This is a genomic window from Rufibacter hautae (assembly GCF_008271695.1).
Taxonomy (GTDB): Bacteria; Bacteroidota; Bacteroidia; order Cytophagales; family Hymenobacteraceae; genus Nibribacter; species Nibribacter hautae.
This window is the reverse complement of the sequence record NZ_VKKY01000001.1, coordinates 2,067,814-2,087,118: the sequence shown is the minus strand read 5'-3', so window position 1 is coordinate 2,087,118 and position 19,305 is coordinate 2,067,814. Positions and strand designations below refer to the sequence as shown.

At 52.9% G+C, this 19,305-nt stretch carries 9 protein-coding genes and 1 tRNA gene; 3 read left to right on the top strand and 7 right to left on the bottom strand.

The window, feature by feature from the left end; all coding sequences use genetic code 11:
• Positions 1-392 precede the first annotated feature (392 nt).
• The 4 genes from FOA19_RS08165 to FOA19_RS08150 all read right to left on the bottom strand — a co-directional run bounded on the left by FOA19_RS08165 (position 393) and on the right by FOA19_RS08150 (position 12,020).
• The gene (locus tag FOA19_RS08165; protein WP_149090244.1) at positions 393-1,424 is read right to left on the bottom strand and encodes a PorP/SprF family type IX secretion system membrane protein; all 1,032 of its coding nucleotides are present in this window, start codon (positions 1,422-1,424) and stop codon (positions 393-395) included.
• A 4-nt stretch (positions 1,425-1,428) separates the two neighbouring features.
• Positions 1,429-7,935 (bottom strand): gliding motility-associated C-terminal domain-containing protein, encoded by a 6,507-nt coding sequence (locus FOA19_RS08160; protein WP_190300322.1) that lies wholly within the window; start codon positions 7,933-7,935, stop codon positions 1,429-1,431.
• Between the two features lie 872 nt (positions 7,936-8,807).
• A complete protein-coding gene (locus tag FOA19_RS08155; protein ID WP_149090242.1) occupies positions 8,808-10,694 on the bottom strand; it encodes a gamma-glutamyltransferase family protein in 1,887 nt (628 codons plus the stop codon).
• Between the two features lie 141 nt (positions 10,695-10,835).
• Positions 10,836-12,020: a threonine aldolase family protein gene (locus FOA19_RS08150; protein ID WP_149090241.1), complete on the bottom strand. Its 1,185-nt coding sequence runs from the start codon at positions 12,018-12,020 to the stop codon at positions 10,836-10,838.
• A gap of 255 nt (positions 12,021-12,275) precedes the next feature.
• Here FOA19_RS08150 and FOA19_RS08145 point away from each other — a divergent pair, with 255 nt between their 5' ends.
• From FOA19_RS08145 to FOA19_RS08135, 3 genes are all read left to right on the top strand, one after another.
• Positions 12,276-13,802: a M20/M25/M40 family metallo-hydrolase gene (locus FOA19_RS08145; protein WP_149090240.1), complete on the top strand. Its 1,527-nt coding sequence runs from the start codon at positions 12,276-12,278 to the stop codon at positions 13,800-13,802.
• A 105-nt stretch (positions 13,803-13,907) separates the two neighbouring features.
• The gene (locus FOA19_RS08140; protein ID WP_149090239.1) at positions 13,908-15,236 is read left to right on the top strand and encodes a M20/M25/M40 family metallo-hydrolase; all 1,329 of its coding nucleotides are present in this window, start codon (positions 13,908-13,910) and stop codon (positions 15,234-15,236) included.
• Between the two features lie 319 nt (positions 15,237-15,555).
• Positions 15,556-15,972 carry a hypothetical protein gene (locus FOA19_RS08135; protein WP_149090238.1) on the top strand — a complete coding sequence of 139 codons (417 nt, stop codon included), beginning with the start codon at positions 15,556-15,558 and terminating at the stop codon, positions 15,970-15,972.
• Between the two features lie 283 nt (positions 15,973-16,255).
• Here the strand turns inward: FOA19_RS08135 and FOA19_RS08130 are convergent, their stop codons facing one another.
• From FOA19_RS08130 to FOA19_RS08120, 3 genes are all read right to left on the bottom strand, one after another.
• The gene (locus FOA19_RS08130) at positions 16,256-17,107 is read right to left on the bottom strand and encodes an endonuclease/exonuclease/phosphatase family protein (protein WP_149090237.1); all 852 of its coding nucleotides are present in this window, start codon (positions 17,105-17,107) and stop codon (positions 16,256-16,258) included.
• A 263-nt stretch (positions 17,108-17,370) separates the two neighbouring features.
• A tRNA-Met gene (locus FOA19_RS08125) sits at positions 17,371-17,443 on the bottom strand.
• 62 nt (positions 17,444-17,505) lie between these two features.
• On the bottom strand, positions 17,506-19,302 hold the full coding sequence (locus tag FOA19_RS08120) for a BamA/OMP85 family outer membrane protein (protein ID WP_149090236.1): 1,797 nt from the start codon (positions 19,300-19,302) through the stop codon (positions 17,506-17,508).
• Positions 19,303-19,305: the final 3 nt, after the last annotated feature.

Below are 19,305 nucleotides of genomic sequence, written 5' to 3'. Positions count from 1 at the left end.
AGTGCATTTTAGGCCTGTTTTCCTAAAAACCGACTTAAAACGAAAGCCCGCTCACCTTCTTTGAATCTCTTCAAAGAAGGTGAGCGGGCTAATTTCAACTGGCCTGAGCTTAGACTACGAGACCATTATCTATTCTTCAACTAAACTGTCTATGCTTCTTAAAAACAGAACAAGATTAAAAATAAAAGTACCTTTTGACTTCCTGCTTTTTATCTGTTTTTAAGAAAAAAAGCTAAAAACGGTTTCTCAAAAACAACCTGCCCTTAGAATACTAACTTAGTTTTCGCGCCATAAAGTCGCGTATTCTATCCATAAAGCCCCACTTCGCAGCATCAATCTTTAGGTTTAATCAGCAGCAAAGCCGCTCACAAGCCAGACCCGCTCTCTGAAGATTACCAGACCCACTGCGGACACAGCACTTTCAGTTTGTTGTTTACTTTTATCCCTACCATCACCTCGTGGGAACCAGCACTGGTTTTACTCTGCCCAGAGGTAGTCAGGTCATAAGAGTAAGCGAAGTCGAGTACGTGATTCACGTTTAACCCGAAGAGAAAAGCTACCGCGTCTTTGTTCCGGTAAGAGGCTCCCACCCATATCCGTTCATCGTACATCACCTTCATGTTCAAGTCAATGGCCTCGGGGCCGGTGCTGGCCTTCTTGTACAGCACAGAAGGCGTAAAGGTCAGGTCTTGTACATGGAAGCGATACCCACCCGTTATAAAATAGTGGGGCACCAGCCTTCCGGAGATGGAATAGTCCTGGGGCGTGCGGAAGTCACTACCGCTGTTGATGAGGTGCGCCGCCGAGATCCCCAGGAAAACGGAACGGGTATAAAGCCAGGTACCCACGCTAAGGTCTGCCTTCAGCATATTGACCTGGTCTCCTAGCAAGGCTGCATCTGAGCCATGAATGGCTCTTGCCTTACTGGTATTGAAACTGTTTCTGACTGCCCCGGCAGAAATCCCCGAGGAAAGGTTCAAGGTACTGGTGAGGGGCACGTGGAAGGAGTATACCAGGTTCACAGAACTTGTCCGCAGCAGACCTGCCTGGTCTACCTGCACAATGGCTCCTATCCCGTGGTGCGGGTTCACGCGCCGGAAACGGTTGTTACGGTCCACCCTGCTTTTCATGCCGTGCGCCCTGTTCCTGAACTTTCCGCGCCCCTGGGCGTTGCGGTCACTTTTGCCGATAGACGCGTGCACACTGGTATAGAGCGTGGTGGGGGCACCTTCAATCCCTATCCACTGCTTCCTGAAAGAGGAGCGCACATCCATGTAATTCTCTATCCCCGCCACGGCCGGATTAATCACCAATCCATTGGTCATATACTGGCTGAACTGGGGCATCTGCTGCCCTGCTGCGCGGAAGGAAGCCAAACAAACCAATGCCAGGCTCACAACCCTTAAAATTCTTCTTCCTTTCATGGCCTTAATTGATAATGGTGATACTGCCTGAGATAGGCTCTTCGTCTTCGCTCAACTTGATGATGTAGTAGTAGGCTGCCACTGGCAGCGGCTTGCCCTGGTAAGTGCCATCCCAACGGGTACCGTACCCCTTGGACGAGAAGAGTTTGATTCCCCAGCGGTTGTACACCTCCACGGTGCAGTTAGGGTATTTTTCAATGTTCTGGATTTCCCAGTCATCGTTCATCCCGTCTTTGTTCAAGGTGAGCACGTTAGGAATGAAGATCTCGGGGAGTACCGTCACGGTTACCTCGTCTTTGGAGTAGCAACCCTCTGCCGAAGTGACTGTTACCGTGTAGGTAGTGGTCTCCTTAGGCGTGGCCGTAGTAGTGGCGGTGTTCACCGAGGATAGGCCTGTGGCCGGAGACCATTCATACTTCACACCACCCGAGGCCACCAGCGTGGTAGACCGCCCTACGATGATAGAGACATCTGGCCCGGCATCCGCTAGCGGCGGCACCACCTCTACCTTCACCTCCAGGCGTTTACTGCTGGGGCAGCCATCCGCTGAGACCGCCTGCACATAATAAGTAGTGGTTGCCGTAAGCGGTGGGGTCGCGAAGGTGACATCGGTGTACAGCAGCGTGCCCCCTTGCGGCTGATCATACCATTCTACCCCAAACCCAGGGTTGGTGACCGTGACGTTGATTCTCTCGCCAGGGCACACCCTTGGGTTCACTGTCACCAAGGTAGGTTCCGCAGGCAACGGGTTCACCTTGATGCGCACCACATTGCTGGACTGGTTCTGGCAAGGCAAAGACACTGCCACCCTCCTGAACCAGGAGGTTTTGGTTAGAACCCCTGGCTGGTAGTTTACCCCGTTATTGGTACCCGGCGCAGGAGTGAAGCCACTTGTTGGACCATCGGTGCTGACTTCCCATTGGTAAGTCATATCGGGACCGCCGCCGGCTGGTGTAGATCCCTGCAATAGGGCCGGGGTCATCTGGGCGCAAATCTCCTGCTCTGTCTGGATGGCATTGTTGGTGATAGGCGTGATCACCGTTATTTTCACGGGTGCGCTTTTGCTTTCCAAACAGGGGAAAGAAGTCACGGTACGCCGGAACCAGGTAGTGGTCCTCACCGCACCGGGAGAGTAGGTGGCTTTCTTATTGTCACCGGGCGCGGCCGCGAATACAATTCCATCGGAGCTGCTTTCCCATTGGTAGACATAGGTACCATTGCCGCCGGTTGGCGTAGCACCCGTAAGCGGCTGCACGGCATCGCCGCGGCAGATGGTTTGGTCGGCGGTGATGGTATTGCCGCTAATAATGGGCACCACCGTTATCTGCACCACTGCTGAGGTAAGCGAACACCCGCCGGAAAACACGGTGCGTCTGAACCAGGTAGTTTGGGTAAGGCTCTCGGGTTGGTAGCTGCTTTCCGCATTATTGCCACTGGCAGCGGCAAAACCTCCGGTAGAACCAGTGGTACTGCTTTCCCATAGGTAGGTATAGGTTCTGTCACCACCTTGCGGCTGCGTACCGGTAAGCGGCGCTGGCGGTGTGCCAGAACAGGTAGACTGCGGGAACGAAATCCGGTTATTCGTAATCACCGGACTGATAGAGATTCTTACAGGCGCACTTACGCTGGGTAGGCAAGGACCGGCAGTTACCCTTCTCCTGAACCAGGTGGGCTTGGTAATATTGGTGGGCAGATAGGTATCACTGGTATTGTTCCCAGGCGCCGGGGCAAATCCGGCATCAGGCCCAACCGTGCTGCTTTCCCATAGATAGGTATACACGCCATCTCCGCCGGAAGGCACCGTTCCGGTAAGCAGGCTAGGGGACGAACCCACGCATAGCGCCTGATCTGAAGAAACAATATTGTTGCCGATGTTTTGGTTTACCGTCACCAGAACCGCCGCCCGAGGGCTGGCGCAGCCCAGTGCATTGGTTACCTGCACATAATATGTTGTGGAAGCGGTAAGCACCGGCGTGGTAAAGGAGGCACCTTGGCCCAAAGCGACACCTCCTGTGGCTTCAGCGAACCATTGGTAGAGGTCTGCCCCTGCACCAGTCACCACTAAGGTTGCTTTGGTGTTCTCGCAAATCACCTGAGTTGCAACTGAAGGAGCAGGCGGCAATGGTTCTACCGTGATCTGCACCACTGCTGAGATATTGGTACAGCCACCTGTAGAAACCACTCTCCTGAACCACGTAGTCTGGGTAAGCACGCCAGGCGCATAGTCCACGTCTGTTGCTCCGGCAATAGGCATAAAGTTTGTAGCGGTGGCAGAGGTGGTACTGCTTTCCCAAACATAGGCAAACACAGCACCCGGACCACTGGAAGGTACAGAGCCAGTTAATTTCTGCGGCGCGGTTTCACTGCATATCCTTTGGGCCGAACTGATGGTGTTGTTCGTTACCGGCACGGTCACCGTCACTTTGACCATATTGCTAAAGTTGGCGTCACATGCCCCACCTTCCACTCTCCTTCTGAACCACATGGTTTCATTGAGTCCGGATGGCGTATACTCCGCTTGGGTGGCGCCAGACACAGCCGCGAAGGTGGCACCATCGGTACTTGCTTCCCATTGGTATGTATAGACTCCCGATCCGCCGGTTGGCTGCGTACCCGTCAGAGCCTGCGCGGCAGAACCTGCGCAAATGGTCTGCTCCCCGGTGATGTTGTTATCTGCGATGGGCTGCTGCACTTCCACTTTCACCTCCGGACTTGTAGAGGTACAAGTGCGCGATAAGACTTTCCGTCTGAACCAGGTGGTTTGGGTAAGTGAACCTGGCGCATAGCTTATATCTGTGGCTCCGGCAATGTCTGCGTAAGTTGTACCGTCAGTGCTTTGCTCCCACTGGAAAGTAAAGTTATTATCACCTCCAGAAGGTTGTGCCCCCTGAAGAGGGCTTGGGGTAGAACCAGTACAGATAACCTGCAGCTGCCCATTGATGATGACGTTATTAGCCAAGGGAGGGCTTACCGTTACCTGCACCACATTACTGATGCTTGGCTCGCAGGCTCCCGCCGTCACCACCCGCCTGAACCAGGTAGTAGCGGTGAGGGTGGCAGGCTCTAAATCACGTCCACTGGCGTTGGCAACAGGGCTAAACCCAGCAGTAGCGGAGGTAGTGCTTTGCTCCCAGACATAGGCATAGGTTCCGCTGCCTCCGGTAGGCTCAGCCCCAACCAGCGTCTGGATCGCTTCCCCTGAACAGATGGTTTGATCCGCTGAAATAGCGTTCCCGGCAATGGGCTGCTGCACTTCCACCAAAATGGCGGCACTCTCATTTCTCTGGCATGTACCAGACTCTACCACCCGCCGGAACCAGGTATTCTGGGTAATCGCACTAGTAGGCGCAAAGTCTTTCCCCGTAGCACCGGCAATGGCAGAAAAACCGCTTGAAGCAGAAGCAGTACTGCTCTCCCATTGGTAGGTATAGGCATTAGTTCCGCCCATAGGCTGAGAGCCGGTAAAGCCTGTGGGAACACTTCCTGCACAAACAACTTGGCCCGAGGACACTGTATTATCCGTGATATCAGGTCGCACTGTCACTTCAACCGCTGCGCTTGTGGTAACGCAGCCCGCTGAGCTTACTACCCTCCGAAACCAGGTGGTAGAGGTAAGGGCAGCCGGCGAATAATCTTTTGCGTTAGCGTTTGCAATGGGCGCAAACCCAGAGGTTCCGGAAGTTGTGCTGCTCTCCCAGGCATAGGTAAAGGAGTTATTACCCCCGGTCGGCTGAGAGCCAGTTAAACCTGCGGGGGTTTGCCCGGTACAGATTTCTTGGGCTCCGCTAATGGTATTGCCTGCAATGGCTGGTGCCACCCTCACCCGCACTTCTGCCCGGGAGGTGCTAACGCAATTGTTTTCATTGATGGCCTCCACGTAAAACACCGTGTCACGAACCAGGACGGGAGTAGTATAGGATTCCCCCGTAGTCACCAAAGTACCGCCGGAGTTGGCCGTATACCACCTGTAAGTAAACCCAGCCAGTGGGTTCACCGATATCTTAGCCTGCTGACCCTCGCAAATGGCTACGTCATTCAAGGTAAGGACGGGCGCTGCCGGGGTTGGGCTAAAGGTAAATGCCACCACATTGCTTTCATGCACCTGGCACCTTTGTGAAGAAATGGTCCTTCTAAACCAAGTATTGCGGGAAATCAGCCCTGGGGTGTAATCTCTTTCGGTATTAGCCCCCGGAGCGTCTGTGAATGTTACCCCATCTATACTGATCTGCCACTTATATTGGTAAGGCGCCCCATCCCCGCCGGATGGCTGAGATCCAGTAATGGTCCCCGGCAATACCCCTTCGCAAATGGCCATGGCGGACTGGGCAGTGATAGTATTATTGGTAACACCCTGCAAGACGGTTACGGTCACGGCGGTCCTAGTGGCGCTCACACAGTTGAATCCGCTAACTGCCTCTACATAATAAGTGGTAGTGGCAGTAAGGTCGGGAGCTGGGGTAAAAGCATCACCTGTAAACACCGGACTCCCTCCAGAAGCCACCTCATACCACCGGTAAGTGGTACCAGTTGCCCCCCCGGTAGCTGTTAGAGTAACCGTCTCGCCTTGGCAGATAGTCATGTTGGCCACCGTTGGAGGCACCGGCAATTCCCTGATGGTAATTTCCTGTGAGGCCGCTGCCGAGACCCCGCATTCATTGGTGGCTGTGACCGTAACCGTGTACGTTCCTGGATTGGCGAAATCAATAGTAGGGTACTGCGACGTTTCAGAGGAACCTGCCACAAACGTAGCACCACTGGGTCCGCTCACTGTCCATTTATAGGCGGATATGGTGCCGAAATTCGCTTCGTACACCGGCGTATGGAGCACATTGGCAGTGGTGAATGGAATGGCCTGTGGCTCGCAGAGTTCCCGCGGCGCCGGCAAGGTAACCGTGGGTAGCGAGTTCACCTTTATTTGCGTGCTGTCCCTACTGACTCCGCAGGGGTTGGTGGTTTCTAATTTGAGTGTATAGAGTCCGGCAGCGGAAAAGTTAAAGACCGGGTCTTTGCTGGTGAGCGACCCAGACGTAATGGTATAACCAGAACTAGGGAAAACAGACCAAAGATACGTCAACTGCTCGCCTACAGACTGATTGGAGGTAGCCACCTCCAGGTTCGTACAGCCATTTGCAGGATTTAAGATAGTCGTGAAATCAGCAATAGGTGGGTCAATAATCGAAAAGACCATGGTAGTGTCATGGGAATTACAACTATTGGTCACCTTAAGCTTAATGCTGTAATCACCTTTATTGGTAAAGTTTATGACTGGACTTTGCGACGTAAGGGTACCGGTAGTAAGATTCCACCCGGTAGCCGGGCTTATTTCCCATAGATAATTAGCATTGTTATTACAGGACCCAAATCCAAGTAAGTTGGCTCCTGGATCAGAGGTATTCTTTAGGGTATAAGAAGTGTTGATACAGCCAGTAGGACTCTTAGGATTTATTTCAAACCTAGCCTTTGGTGTGGCGGCAATAAAGATGGAGCTCACGATCACTGTAGTGATTCCGCATGGGTTCTTAGCGGTGGCAATCATCTTGAAGGCATCCGTACCACCATTGTTACAAGAACTCTTTAAAAACGTGTGGGTAAGACTGGAAGGCACATTATCCTGCGTGAACGAATATGACGGAGAGCCATCATCAAATTGGAAGGTATAAATGGTGGCGGGAGGATTATTTGCGATACCAGAGATGGGAAATGTGTAGGTAACTGGAGCACACCCCACTGTACTTCCAGGGCTACCTACAGTAAGGCTTGGATTGCTTCCGTTGAATACTTTTATGTTCTTAGTGGAGGTGCAATTAGGCCCGGCGATAACTAATTTCAAGTTGAACTCCCCCTGCGTGGTATAGGTGTGCTCTGCTTCCTCAAAAGAAGCTGGAAAGTTCTGGATTTGCCCATCACCCCAATCAATGGTATAGGCCCGGTTCGTAGCCTTGGTAGCGGAAGTGTTCCGGACCTTTAGCAGGTAATTTGAAGCCGTGGAGGCGCAATTAGTAAAAGGGAGGGTGAAGTTCTGGGTGGCCAGTACATCTTCCAGAGACGGATCTGCCCGCTGGTTTACCGTAAGCTCTTTGGTGATTTCGCTGGCACAACCGCCTGCATTGGTCACTTTTAGCTTGATCTGGTATTTCACCACGCCGGTACCATTGGAGACAAAGGTATGGTTGACCTCCTGCTGATTGCCTGTATTACCGGTTCCGGAGGAAGGGTCACCAAAGTCCCACTCATATTTATAACCTGCCCCCGTAGGAGAAGCTGTGAATCTTACATTAGACCCGGAGCAGACATTATCGGTAAAGGTGAAATCGGCGGTGGGATTGGCACTGGTCACGACTTTAAAAGGGGAAGAGACCTTCTCAAAGCAAGTGGTGCCTTTCACCAATACAGTGTAATCTCCAACAGCAGTGACCGTTAATCTATTATTGGTCTGGCCAGGAAGGTCAGCGCCATCTTTTTGCCATTGGAAAGTGGCGCCTGCACTGGTTGAGGCAGCTTCTAATACCACCTGACCACTACCAGGGCAAATCGCCCCGGGTCCTACCGGAGTTATGGCAACATCACAGTCCTGTGCCAGTAGCTGTACACAAGAAAACAGAAGTAGAAAGCACGCAAAAGCTAGGCTACGGTAGAATTGTGCCATAGAATCATTAATATATTGTACAGAAGGGGGAATATGCTACTTAAGAGGGCTGAGAGAAACTCTCAACGTTGGCTAAATATAAGAACACAATTTAATAATTACCACTTAAGTGATATTTAAAATTAAAAAAGGAATAGTTTATATTATATATAATCTAGCCTCCAACAAAGGCAACGTGGTCATAGACCTAGAATCAACTCAAGATATCCTGAGTTAAATCTAGTTTACCGTCATTAATATTTATTATTTAATATAAAATATACTTATTACAAGCATAAACATACCATGACATACCAATTCGGAAAGAAAACTGTCTTACGATAAGAAAGGACCAACCTAAAAAAGACTAGCAGGCTCGTTTTAGGGCTACTTCTCCAAATTTAGGCTCAAAACAAACTAGGTTGCTACCAATCATGGGCCTGACAACTCCTCCTACCCCATGGCACGCCCAGACAAAAGAAAATGTAAGTGCTCGTTTAAGTTTCTCAACATTCCTTTACATGGTGGAATGGCAATCTCCTATAGCAGAGATCATTTGACTTGATACTATCCTTAGAGACACAGGTTCACCTTAAATCATTGGCAATCTATAAAGGCTAAAATGAAAAAAGGAGGGTGTAAACACAAAAACGATAGCCCTGCAATCCTCTTCAGTGAAGAGCGCCGCAGGGCTATCGTTGCAAATTGCCAGAAAGAAGCTTGGTCAGAAGAAAATGCTCAATTGAGAGCCAAACTACTTACCAGCCTATTCCATAATCTTCCCCGTGATTGCTTGAGCCACCCCAGAAACTACTGTGTTTCCAGTCAAAGTAGATAGCGTTGATGGGGCCGCTGGTCCGGTCATCAAAACTCATGATGTAACCCATTTTCTTGAGTTGTTCCCGAACTGCCTCTGGGGTACTGTCATGCAAAAGAATCTGCCCTGGTTTAGGTTTGCGGTCCTCGGTTTTGGTGCCGCCCAAAGAAAGCCAGAGTTGATTGGTGTTGAAGTTGGCCGCCTCTGAGGCCTGTTGCACGCTCATCCCAAAATCCGCTACGTTCAGGAAGAACTGCAGCAAGTTCTGGTCCTGGGTATCGCCGCCCTGCACCGCGAAGGAGAGGAATGGCTTGCCGTCTTTTAAGGCCATGGAAGGCGTTAACGTTACCCTTGGTCTTTTGCCGGGCTCTACCACGTTGAAGGGATTTAAAGAAGCATCCAGCACGAAACTTTGCATCCGTTGACTCATGCCTACACCGGTGTTGCCGGCAATACAGGCTGGGTTCCAGCCACCGCTGGGCGTGATGGACACCACCCAGCCCTCTTTATCGGCGGCCTCCACGGTAGTGGTGCCTAACCACAGTCGCTGCTGGTAATCAGACAGGGAAGAGCCGTTCCGGATGTCGTGGGTAGGAGCGAAGTTCCGTTTGGTGGTATCCATTTCATAGCCTCTCTGCTTCAAGAGCTTCAGATAAGGGTTTTTAGTGCCTTTTGCCTCAAACGGGTAAGGATCGCCCGGGCCAATATAAGGGTTGTTCTTGTCAGGCTGGATAAGGGAGGCCCGTTGCTTCGCGTATTCTTTGCTGAGCAGACCTTTCATGGGTTCCTGCGGCGCAAAGTAAGAATCTCCGTAGTAGAAATCCCGATCGGCGAAGGTGAGGTTCATGGCCTGGTAAACCGTATGGATGTACTTGGCGCTGTTGTGCCCCATGCCTTTCAAATCGAAGTTCTCCAGCACATTCAAGGCCTGCAACATCACCGGTCCCTGGGTCCACTGCTTCAGTTTATATACATCAATGCCTTTGTAGTTGACGGTGAGCGGCTCTTCCTCCAGTGGTTTCCACTTGGCCAGGTCCTGCATCGTGATCAAACCACCTTGCTCCTGGCAGCCCCGCACAAACTCCTTCGCGATATCGCCGGTGTAGAAACGGTCATAGGCAGCCATGATGGCATCTTTGCGGCTCTTCCCGTTTTTAAGGGCATTTTTCTCGGCTTCCACCATTTTGGTGAGGGTGGCCAACAGGTCTTTCTGCACGAAGATCTCGCCAGTTTCGGGGGCTTCCCTTTTCTCGCCGAGGTGCGTCAAAAACACTTTTTTGCTGTAAGGCCATTGCTTCAGGCGGTCTTTCTCGCGCTCAAAACTGTTGGCGGTCTGGGCTTCAATGGGGTACCCGGCTGCCATTTCCATCGCGGGTGCCAGTACCTGTTCCAGGCTCATGGTTCCGTAATTGGCCAGCATGTGCATCAGGCCGCCCGGCGTGCCGGGCGTAGTTGCGGCCAAGGGACCATATTCCGGCGGAAAATTGTAGCCTTTGCCTTTGAAGAACTTCGCGGTAGCACCGGTGGGCGCCACCCCCATGGCATTGATGGCGATGACTTTTTTGGTCTTCGGGTTATAGATGAGGGCTTGGGTCTCGCCGCCCCAACTCAGCACGTCCCACATGGTGCAGGTAGCGGCCAACATAGCACAGGCAGCATCCACGGCATTGCCGCCCCGCTGGAAAATCATGGACCCGGCCGTGGCCGCCAAGGGCTTACCCGTAATAGCCATCCAGTTCTTGCCGTGCAAAGGTGGTTTCTGGGTCTGCTGCGCCGAGGCAGACAATGTAGCAGCAAGGCAGAGACAAAGCGTAAAAAAGCGTTTCATGTACGTTTGGTTTAAGCAAAGGAAGATAATCATAAAAGCCGATGGACTGCTGCCCACAGGAAGTTTTCTGCTGGAGAGGCGCGTCTTTACCTACTGGTTTTTTGGCCTGTTTTTCCGAAAACGAGGCTAAAACGCTATCTCTTAAGCCAACGCCGAGCCAATCGCTTTTTTCAGCGCGTCCATGATGGACTCATTGCTTCTCCTCAAGATGGTCTCATTCACAAAGAACTTGATCACGCCTTGGCTGTCGGGCATCCTAAGTTGGATTTGTTTCTCTTTCAAGTAGGCCGCAAACTTCTCATAGTTCACCGGCGCGGTGATCTGCAGGTTGAATACGTTGCTGCCGCTCTGGATGGGGCTGACCTTCATGTTCCCGGATGCGTTCATCAGGGCCATCAACTGGCCTCCTTTGGCGCGGGACTGCTGGAGCAGGCTTTCAATGTTGCCGATCTTATCCAGGGCCACAGCAGCATAAGGCCAGTTCTGGTAAATGTTGCCTCCGTAGATCTTGATCAGGTGCGGCATCTGGTCAATAACCGCGGCGTCGCCGGCCAGAATGGCGCCGCCTTTGCTGCCCAGGTATTTGTAAAGCGAGATGTAGACCGTGTCAAAATAGGAGGCATATTCCCGGATGGGCACCCCAGAATACGCCGAGGCCAGGTGCAGCCTGGCGCCATCCAGGTGCAGCTTGATTTGGTTCTCCCGGCAATAGGCCGATATCTTCTTGATCTCCTCCAGCGAGAAAACCTGCCCATCGGCTCTGCGCACGGGGTTCTCAATGGACACGGCCCCAAAGCCGCTCTGGAAAACTTCGCCCTTCTGGTGGTAAGCGATAGAATCCTTTAGATCAGCCAGGCTAAACTCTCCTTTGCCCGGCGCCAGGGGCACCAAGCGTTTACTGTGCACGGTTTGGGCGGCATCGGCCTCGTCGCGGTAAAGGTGGCTCATTTCCTGCACGAAGATTTTGCTTTTGCCCTCAGAAAGCACCCGCAAGGCCAGGTTGTTGGCCATGGTCCCCGAGGGCATGAAGATGGCTTTTTGTTTTCCGGTCAGTTTGGCAAATTCAGCCTCTAAACGGGAGACCGCACCGCCTTTGCCGTAGGTATCTTGGGCGTCTGGGTACTTTTCTGCGAGGACCTGCAGTTCCCGGGCGTACTCCAGCGGCGAGGTCATGGCCCCATCGGTCACGAAGTTGACGTTTTCCTCCTTTTTGGCGTAATCAGTCAGCCCGGCAGAAGCAGACAGTCCGGTGGGCAACAGGAAGGGAAGCGTTGCCAACCCCGAGGTTTTCAGAAAGTCCCGTCTTCCTTTTATCTTCTTGGCCATAACTTATCTCTATAGGTGCGTAATCATCCCCAATATAAAAGAGTCTGTTTGATTTCTTGCGCACCAAGGGCAGGTTAGGCTTCCACAAAGAACATGGGCAGGGCTCTCGTCTACCATTTAAAGCAGGAAACCTGGAAGCAAACCGAGATTCTTTTCTGGAGTCATTAAACCAGCGATAGATAGCGCCAAGGTAGCTTCTGGCACCTACCGTTTTCTGGCTCCTTTTCGCGTTATTTGGCAAAACAGATCTCGCGCATGAAGTTCAGCATCTCCAGTACCATCGGTTTACTTTTCCTTTGCCTCGCCCCTTCGCTGCAGGCGCAAACCATCCCGGCGTACGTGAGCAAAAACGACCGGAGAATTATGGAAGAATACATTCGGTTTCTCTCCATCCCCAACGTTTCGGCAGACACCCTCAACATCCGGAAGAACGCTGCTTTCATCCAGGAGATGATGGTTAGCCGGGGCATCAAGGCCGAGCTGCTGAGCGGCACCACGCCGGGCGTGACCCCGGCGGTTTTTGGCGAGATCAAGACACCCGGCGCTACCAAGACCATCGGGTTTTACGCGCACTATGACGGGCAGCCGGTGAACCCCAAACAGTGGTACGCGGGCGTGGAGCCATTCAAGCCGGTGCTCATCACCGCCCCATTGGAAAGCGGCGGCAAGATCATGGGGCCCTACAAGCCCGGCGAGGCCGTGAACCCCGATTGGCGTATTCTGGGCCGCGGCTCCGCCGATGACAAAGCTGGCGTCATGGCCATCCTCAATGCCTACGAAGCGCTGACCAAGACGGGCAAGCGCTTAAACGCGAACATCAAGTTCCTCTTTGAAGGCGAAGAGGAAGTAGGCTCTATCCACTTGAACGAGATTTTCCGGCAGCACAAAACCAAACTTCAGGCCGATCTCTGGATCATCATTGACGCGCCCCGGCACGTTTCCGGTAGAAAAACCATTGTTTACGGCGTGCGCGGCGACGTGAACATGCACCTCACCGTCTACGGCGCCAAACGCCCGCTGCACAGCGGCAACTACGGCAACTGGGCACCCAACCCGGCTTTGAAACTGGCGCAACTGCTGGCCTCCATGAAAGACGACAAAGGACAGGTACTGGTGAAAGGCTTCTATGACGATGTCACGCCCCTCACCGCCACCGAGCAGAAAGCCCTGTCCCAGATCCCTGACCAGGATGCCCAGCTGAAAAAAGAACTCGGCATCCATTCCCCCGAGCGTCTGGACCAATCCCTGGCCGAGGGCATCATGCAGCCCACGCTCAACATCAACGGCCTGCAGAGCGCCAACGTGGGCTCTATGGCCAGCAACGTAATTCCCACCAAAGCCGAAGCCGTTTTAGACCTGCGTTTGGTAAAAGGCAACGATTACCGCAAACAGGCAGAGAAGGTGATTGCCCACATCAAAAGCCGCGGTTTTCACGTCATCAACCGCGAACCCACCGAGGAGGACCGCCGCCAATATCCTAATCTCATCAAGATCACGGTAGAGCACGGCTACAACGCCCAGCGCACGCCCATGGACCTGCCCATCGCCAGGAGCATTCAGGCGGCGGTGCAGTCCACCACCAAGGAGCCGCTGGTTCTGATTCCATCCATGGGCGGTAGCTTGCCGCTGTACCTTTTTGAGGAGATTCTGGAGACCAAGGTCATTACCGTGCCCATCGTGAATTATGACAACAACCAGCACGCCGAGAACGAGAACGTGCGCATCCAGTACCTCTGGGAAGGCATAGAAACCATCGCCGCCATCATGGGCGCCCGTTTCTAGCCTGCAACTTGTTCTTACCTCTCGGCTGGCGTATCTTTATTTATGCTCTGCCGCGCGCGCGCGGCTGCAACTAAACTTAGAATTTCGGGCTAGCCCGATCACCTTATGAAAAGAAATTTCCTCCGCGGGCTGCTACCTGCCTCACTCGCTATCTGCCTGACTTCATCGGCCTTCGCCCAAACCACCACCGCTGAAAAACCTATTCCGGTGGACAAACGCTACGAGAACGAGATGAAGGCTCTGGCCAAAAACGCAGCGGTGAAGCAGGCCTTCAAGGTAATCATGGATCTGGAGCCGCAGACGCACCAAGACCTCATTACCCTCACCGAGATTCCGGCGCCACCTTTCAAAGAGGAAGTCAGAGGCAGAAAGTACGCCGAGATGCTGCGGGCCGCCGGCGCAGACTCCGTGTGGACTGATGCCGTGGGCAACGTGCTTTCGCTTAGAAAAGGGAAAAACAGCCAGAAAACGGTGGTTATGGAAGCACACCTAGACACGGTTTTCCCCGAGGGCACCGATGTAAAAGTGCGGCAGAACGGTGACACCTTGCGGGCGCCCGGCATTGCCGATGATACCCGTGGCCTGGCTATGGTGCTGCAGGTGCTGAAAACGCTGGAGAAAACCGGGATTGAGACGGAGGCAACCGTATTGTTCATCGGGACCGTTGGCGAAGAAGGCTTGGGAGACTTGCGGGGCGTTAAGCACCTGTTTTCAGAAAACGGCCCTAAAAACATAGATTCCTACATCGCTGTGGACGGAACCGGCTTGGGTACGGTGGCCAACCGCGGACTGGGCTCGCACCGCTACCGCATCACCTTCAAAGGTCCCGGCGGACACTCCTCCGGGGCGTTCGGGCTGGTGAATCCGCATAATGCCTTGGGCCGGGCGATCCATTACTTCGCGGTAGACGCTGATAAATACACGAAGGAAGGCATCAGGGCTACTTACAACGTGGGCGTGATTGGCGGAGGCACCTCGGTGAACTCCATCCCGTTCGAATCCTGGATGGAAGTGGACATGCGTTCGGAGAGTCCGGAAAGGGTAGCCGGCCTGGACAAGCTTCTGCAGGCTGCCGTGCAACGGGCGCTGCAGGAAGAAAACCAGATGAAGCGCCTCGGCCCAGACCTGAAAGTAGACGTGAAACTGATTGGTGACCGGCCGGCCGGCGGCATGGAACCTACCGTAGCCCTGGCCCAACGTGCCCTTGCTGCCACTCGCCACCTGGGCACCGAACCCACCCTGCGCGTAGGCTCTACCAACTCCAATATCCCGTTCTCCAAAGGCGTTCCGGCCGTGACCATCGGGAGCGGCGGTAGCGGCGGCGGGGCGCACGCGCTGGAAGAGTGGTTTGTGCCGAAGAACACCTATCTGGGCACCCAGCGCGCCTTGCTCTTGCTCCTGGCCGAAGCGGGGATTGCCAAAGGAAAGAAGTAGCCATTCGGCAAAGAGCGGAAGAGCGGCAGCCTACAGAAACCTGCTCAGCACGAAGTTGGTATTCCTGATGAAGGTCACGCCGTTGCGCCCTTCCAACTCAAAGCCTTTAGTTTCCTCTTTCTTCTTGGCTAGCTTCTTGGCTTTCTGCTCTTCATGATACTCCTTATTGTGCCTTTGGGATTATCTGGAGGCAGTGCAAAACAGATGGCTCGGCTACTGATGGCACAGAATATTCCAGATTCAGGGTTAACTTATGGTTACTTGTAGGGAAAGGGAATTATATTTGTTGGTTACTTTATAAGCTTAAGACCTCACATTAATGGCAACCGTTTACTACCAGAGTAATGTAGTTACTATCACTTACGAAGAGGAGTTGCAGATGGGCGTGGCTACATGGGACGGATTTCTAAACAGCCAGGAGTTCCGGGAAGCGATTACAAACTGCATTGGATTGATAGAGGAACGCAAATTGCTGAGGTGGCTAGGCGACAACCGAAAGATGAAAGCCATTCGTCCGGTAGACCAAGAGTGGTTTGTGGAGCATATCCTACCCCGACTCCAACAGTCCACCCTAAGACGCAATGCGGTACTGGTATCAGAAGACTTTTTTAACCGCACGGCGGTGGAACAGATCTATAGAAGAGCAGAAGGCCAAGGCGAAATGACCACGAAGGAGTTTTCAAATAAGATCATGGCTTTATCCTGGCTGAAAGAACCTCTCACTGCTCCCGCTTAGGTCTGGTCTTTTACTTTTGCTCAATCAATTCTTCCTCTAAAACGCCAAAGTAACTCCGGAGCGGTAGAGCGTATGCTGTCGTAATACTAACAACACGAGGTGCTATGTGTACATGGCGCCTCGTGCTGTTTAAAGTAAAAATGCTTGATGCAGCCAGGTTACAGACGTTTTAGGAGCAAAATTCGAAAAACTGCCTATTTTCAAAAGTCTGGCTTAGCGCTTCGGTTTGGCCAATTTACCCTCTAAAACTATCAAGGTTTAAGGCCTGATTTTTAGAAACCCATCATTTGGCACCATACGTCACCTTCACCAAGATAGGGAAATGGTCAGAGGGAAATTTGCCGTGGTATGTATCTGTCAGGATTCCCCATTTCTTCACCTTAAAGGCGTTGGTCACAAAAATGTGGTCAATGATTTCCTTCCGATCGAACTGCTGTTGGAATCCGTTAAAGGAAGTGTTGTTGGCGTAAGGGTATTTCACTTGTCTGAACGTGTCTTTCAGCACCCCTGAATTGGCGATGGTCTGGTACCACTCACTGGCTTGGTCTCCGTTGAAATCGCCCGTTAAAACCACTGGCTCTTTCCCGGCGATTTCTTGAATCTTCCGCAAAATCAGCTTGCTGCTTTCTTTCCTGGCCTGCATTCCCTGGTGATCAAAATGGGCGTTGAACACATATAACTTCTCCTTGGTGGAGAGGTCCTGCAGATACACCCACGAAACAATACGGTGGCAACAGGTAGCGTCCCAACCCAACGAGGGCTTATCGGGTGTCTGGGACAACCAGAAATCACCTTTGTTCAACAACCTGAATTTATCTTTCCTGAAGAAGATGGCAGAGTGCTCGCCTTTCTCTTTACCATCATCCCGCCCAGCGCCGTAGCGGTCGTACTCAGGAAGCGCCTTGCTCAAGTCATCTAATTGGTTCTTCAACCCTTCCTGGGTCCCCAGCACATCAAACTCATGAAAGCGAATGAGGGCGGCCACCACAGGCGCCCGGTTCACCCACAGATTTCCCGCATCGCCCGGACTGTCGTATCGCAGGTTGTACGAGCCTACTGTTAACCCCTGCGCCTGGGTGGCGGCAGTTAAACTCACTAACAACAAGAGCAAAAGGAGGCTTCTCTTTAATCTCATAAACCTTGCAGGTATCGTGGTTTTACAATTTACCTATTTCAACCCCGAATTTGCTTGACTCAAGCTGTTTCGGGAATGGAATAAAGGTAATGTTTCTCTTCGCAGTTTTTAGCTAGTCTCTGAGGAACAAAGCTGAATACATTAGCCTAGGGGAAGCAGACCTTAAAGATGTTAAACCAGGATAGTATAAAGGAGGGAGCCTGCGAGTAATGCCTAAAAACGAAAAAGCCTTGCAAGTTTCCTTACAAGGCTTTTATCTGAGGTAGCGGGAACAGGACTCGAACCTGTGACCTTTGGGTTATGAGCCCAACGAGCTACCAACTGCTCCATCCCGCACTGTTTGTAATACAAATGTAGGGGCTTTTTCTATTCGCTCCAAATCCTTTGCAAAAGTTTTTCTAAAAACGGCCCGTAATCCCGAAATGAATCTTGCCTCGGGAGAGGCTAAAACCTTCTTGAGCAGTCCTGCCCACGGAGTAAACTAGCTGAAACACACCGGCTCCCGTAGAAAAGCTGATGCCGCCGCCCACGCCGCTGGCCCACTGAATATTTTTTTCATTTTTCAGATCGCGGCGCAGATATCCCTGGTCATACAGGAGCAAAACGTACGAATCTTGCCCGGTATACAACCTATACTCTAGCGTACTCACGGCGTAAGACGAGGCATAAAAGGCATAATCATCAAAACCGCGGAGCGAGGCCAGGCCACCTAACCGGAACAGTTCATTCAGGTACAGGCGCTGGTTCACCAGGCCCTCAGCACGAAGCCGCGTGAGCACCACCGCGTTTTTAGAGATCGGCCAGTACCGTTCCACTCTTCCGGCCAGAGAGATTTGGGAAGTCTTCATCTGCAGGGTGTCATAGTAGCTGGCTTCTACCCGCGCGTTCCGTTGCACCCGCTTGTTACCCACCGCCCCCTGGAAATACGCCTGGGTTCCGCGGCGCGGGAAAAACAGATCGTCCAGGTTGCCCCAGGCGTAGGCCAGGCCATAGGACGTGAAGTTGGCGTCAATGGCCGATGAATCTGACGTGCGCTGCCGCAGGGCTTCGGGCGAGAGCAACTGCGAACTCGCCACCTCGGCAAAGAACGTGACCCGGCTGGTGGTAGAAAGCGGATAGGCAATCTCCAGCCTCGGACGAAGGTTTAGAAAGGAAGTATCCTGTTTGTAGAGGTGGAACAGGCCAGCCACCTCAAACGGCGAGTTGAAGAAGTGCGGGTGGCGGTATTCCACATCCAGGAGCTGCGAGTTGCGTTCTACTTTGCGCCAGTGCAGGCCTATCTGTTTGCCGCTACCGCGCAGGTTGCGCACCTGCAGGTTCACCTCACCGGTAATGAGGAGTTTGTTCGTGGAGGAATTGGGATCAGGCAGAAACCCGATGATGCCGTCAAACTGGTTGGCTTTTTTCTCATCGAGGAAGAAGTACACGCGGGCCTGGTTTTTCGCGAACAAGACCTGCGGCTCGCCGGTGATGCGCACAAAGGGCAACTGGCGGAGGGCGCGCATGGCGGCTTCTATGCGCTGCAAAGAATACGGCTGCCCCGGCGCAAGCTGGGTGTAGCGATAGAGCGTGCGCAACTGCATGCGGCTGGAGCCCACAATCTGCACCGAGTCTATCATCATCAGAGGGCCGCGCACCACGCGTAGCACGCCGCTCAAAGAATCATTGTACAGGCGCAGCGAATCTATCTGCACGGCGGCGTACGGAAAACCGCTGTTCTCGGCCTCGCGCAGCAGACTCTGCTGGAGTTGGGCAAACTCGGCAGGCCGGAAAGGCTGACCGCTGTAGAGCTTCTCCCGAAAGCCCACTTTCTCCAGCAAACCCTCGCCTACGTTTCCGTTTTGGAGCGAGGCCCAGTTATACGGCCGCCCCACGTACACGTGCAGCCAAAGAGAGTCGTTGCGGCGGCGCAGGCTGTCAATAGAGGCGGTGAGGTAGCCTTCTTCCTGTACCCGGGCCAGCCAGGCGCGCAGGTCTTGCTGCAAGCCCAAGGAATCGCGTATGGAGAGTTTGGGCTGCAGGCGCTGCCAGATCTTCACCGCCTCAAGGTCAGGCGACGACACGTTCACCACCACTTTCTTGTCCTGCGCCTGCGCCATACTTCCCCAAAAGAGCAAACCCAGGAGCAGCCCCAGAAATGCGTATCTTTGCGGGATTATCTTTTGGCACAGACGGGAACTAGACCTCCTCTTCATTGT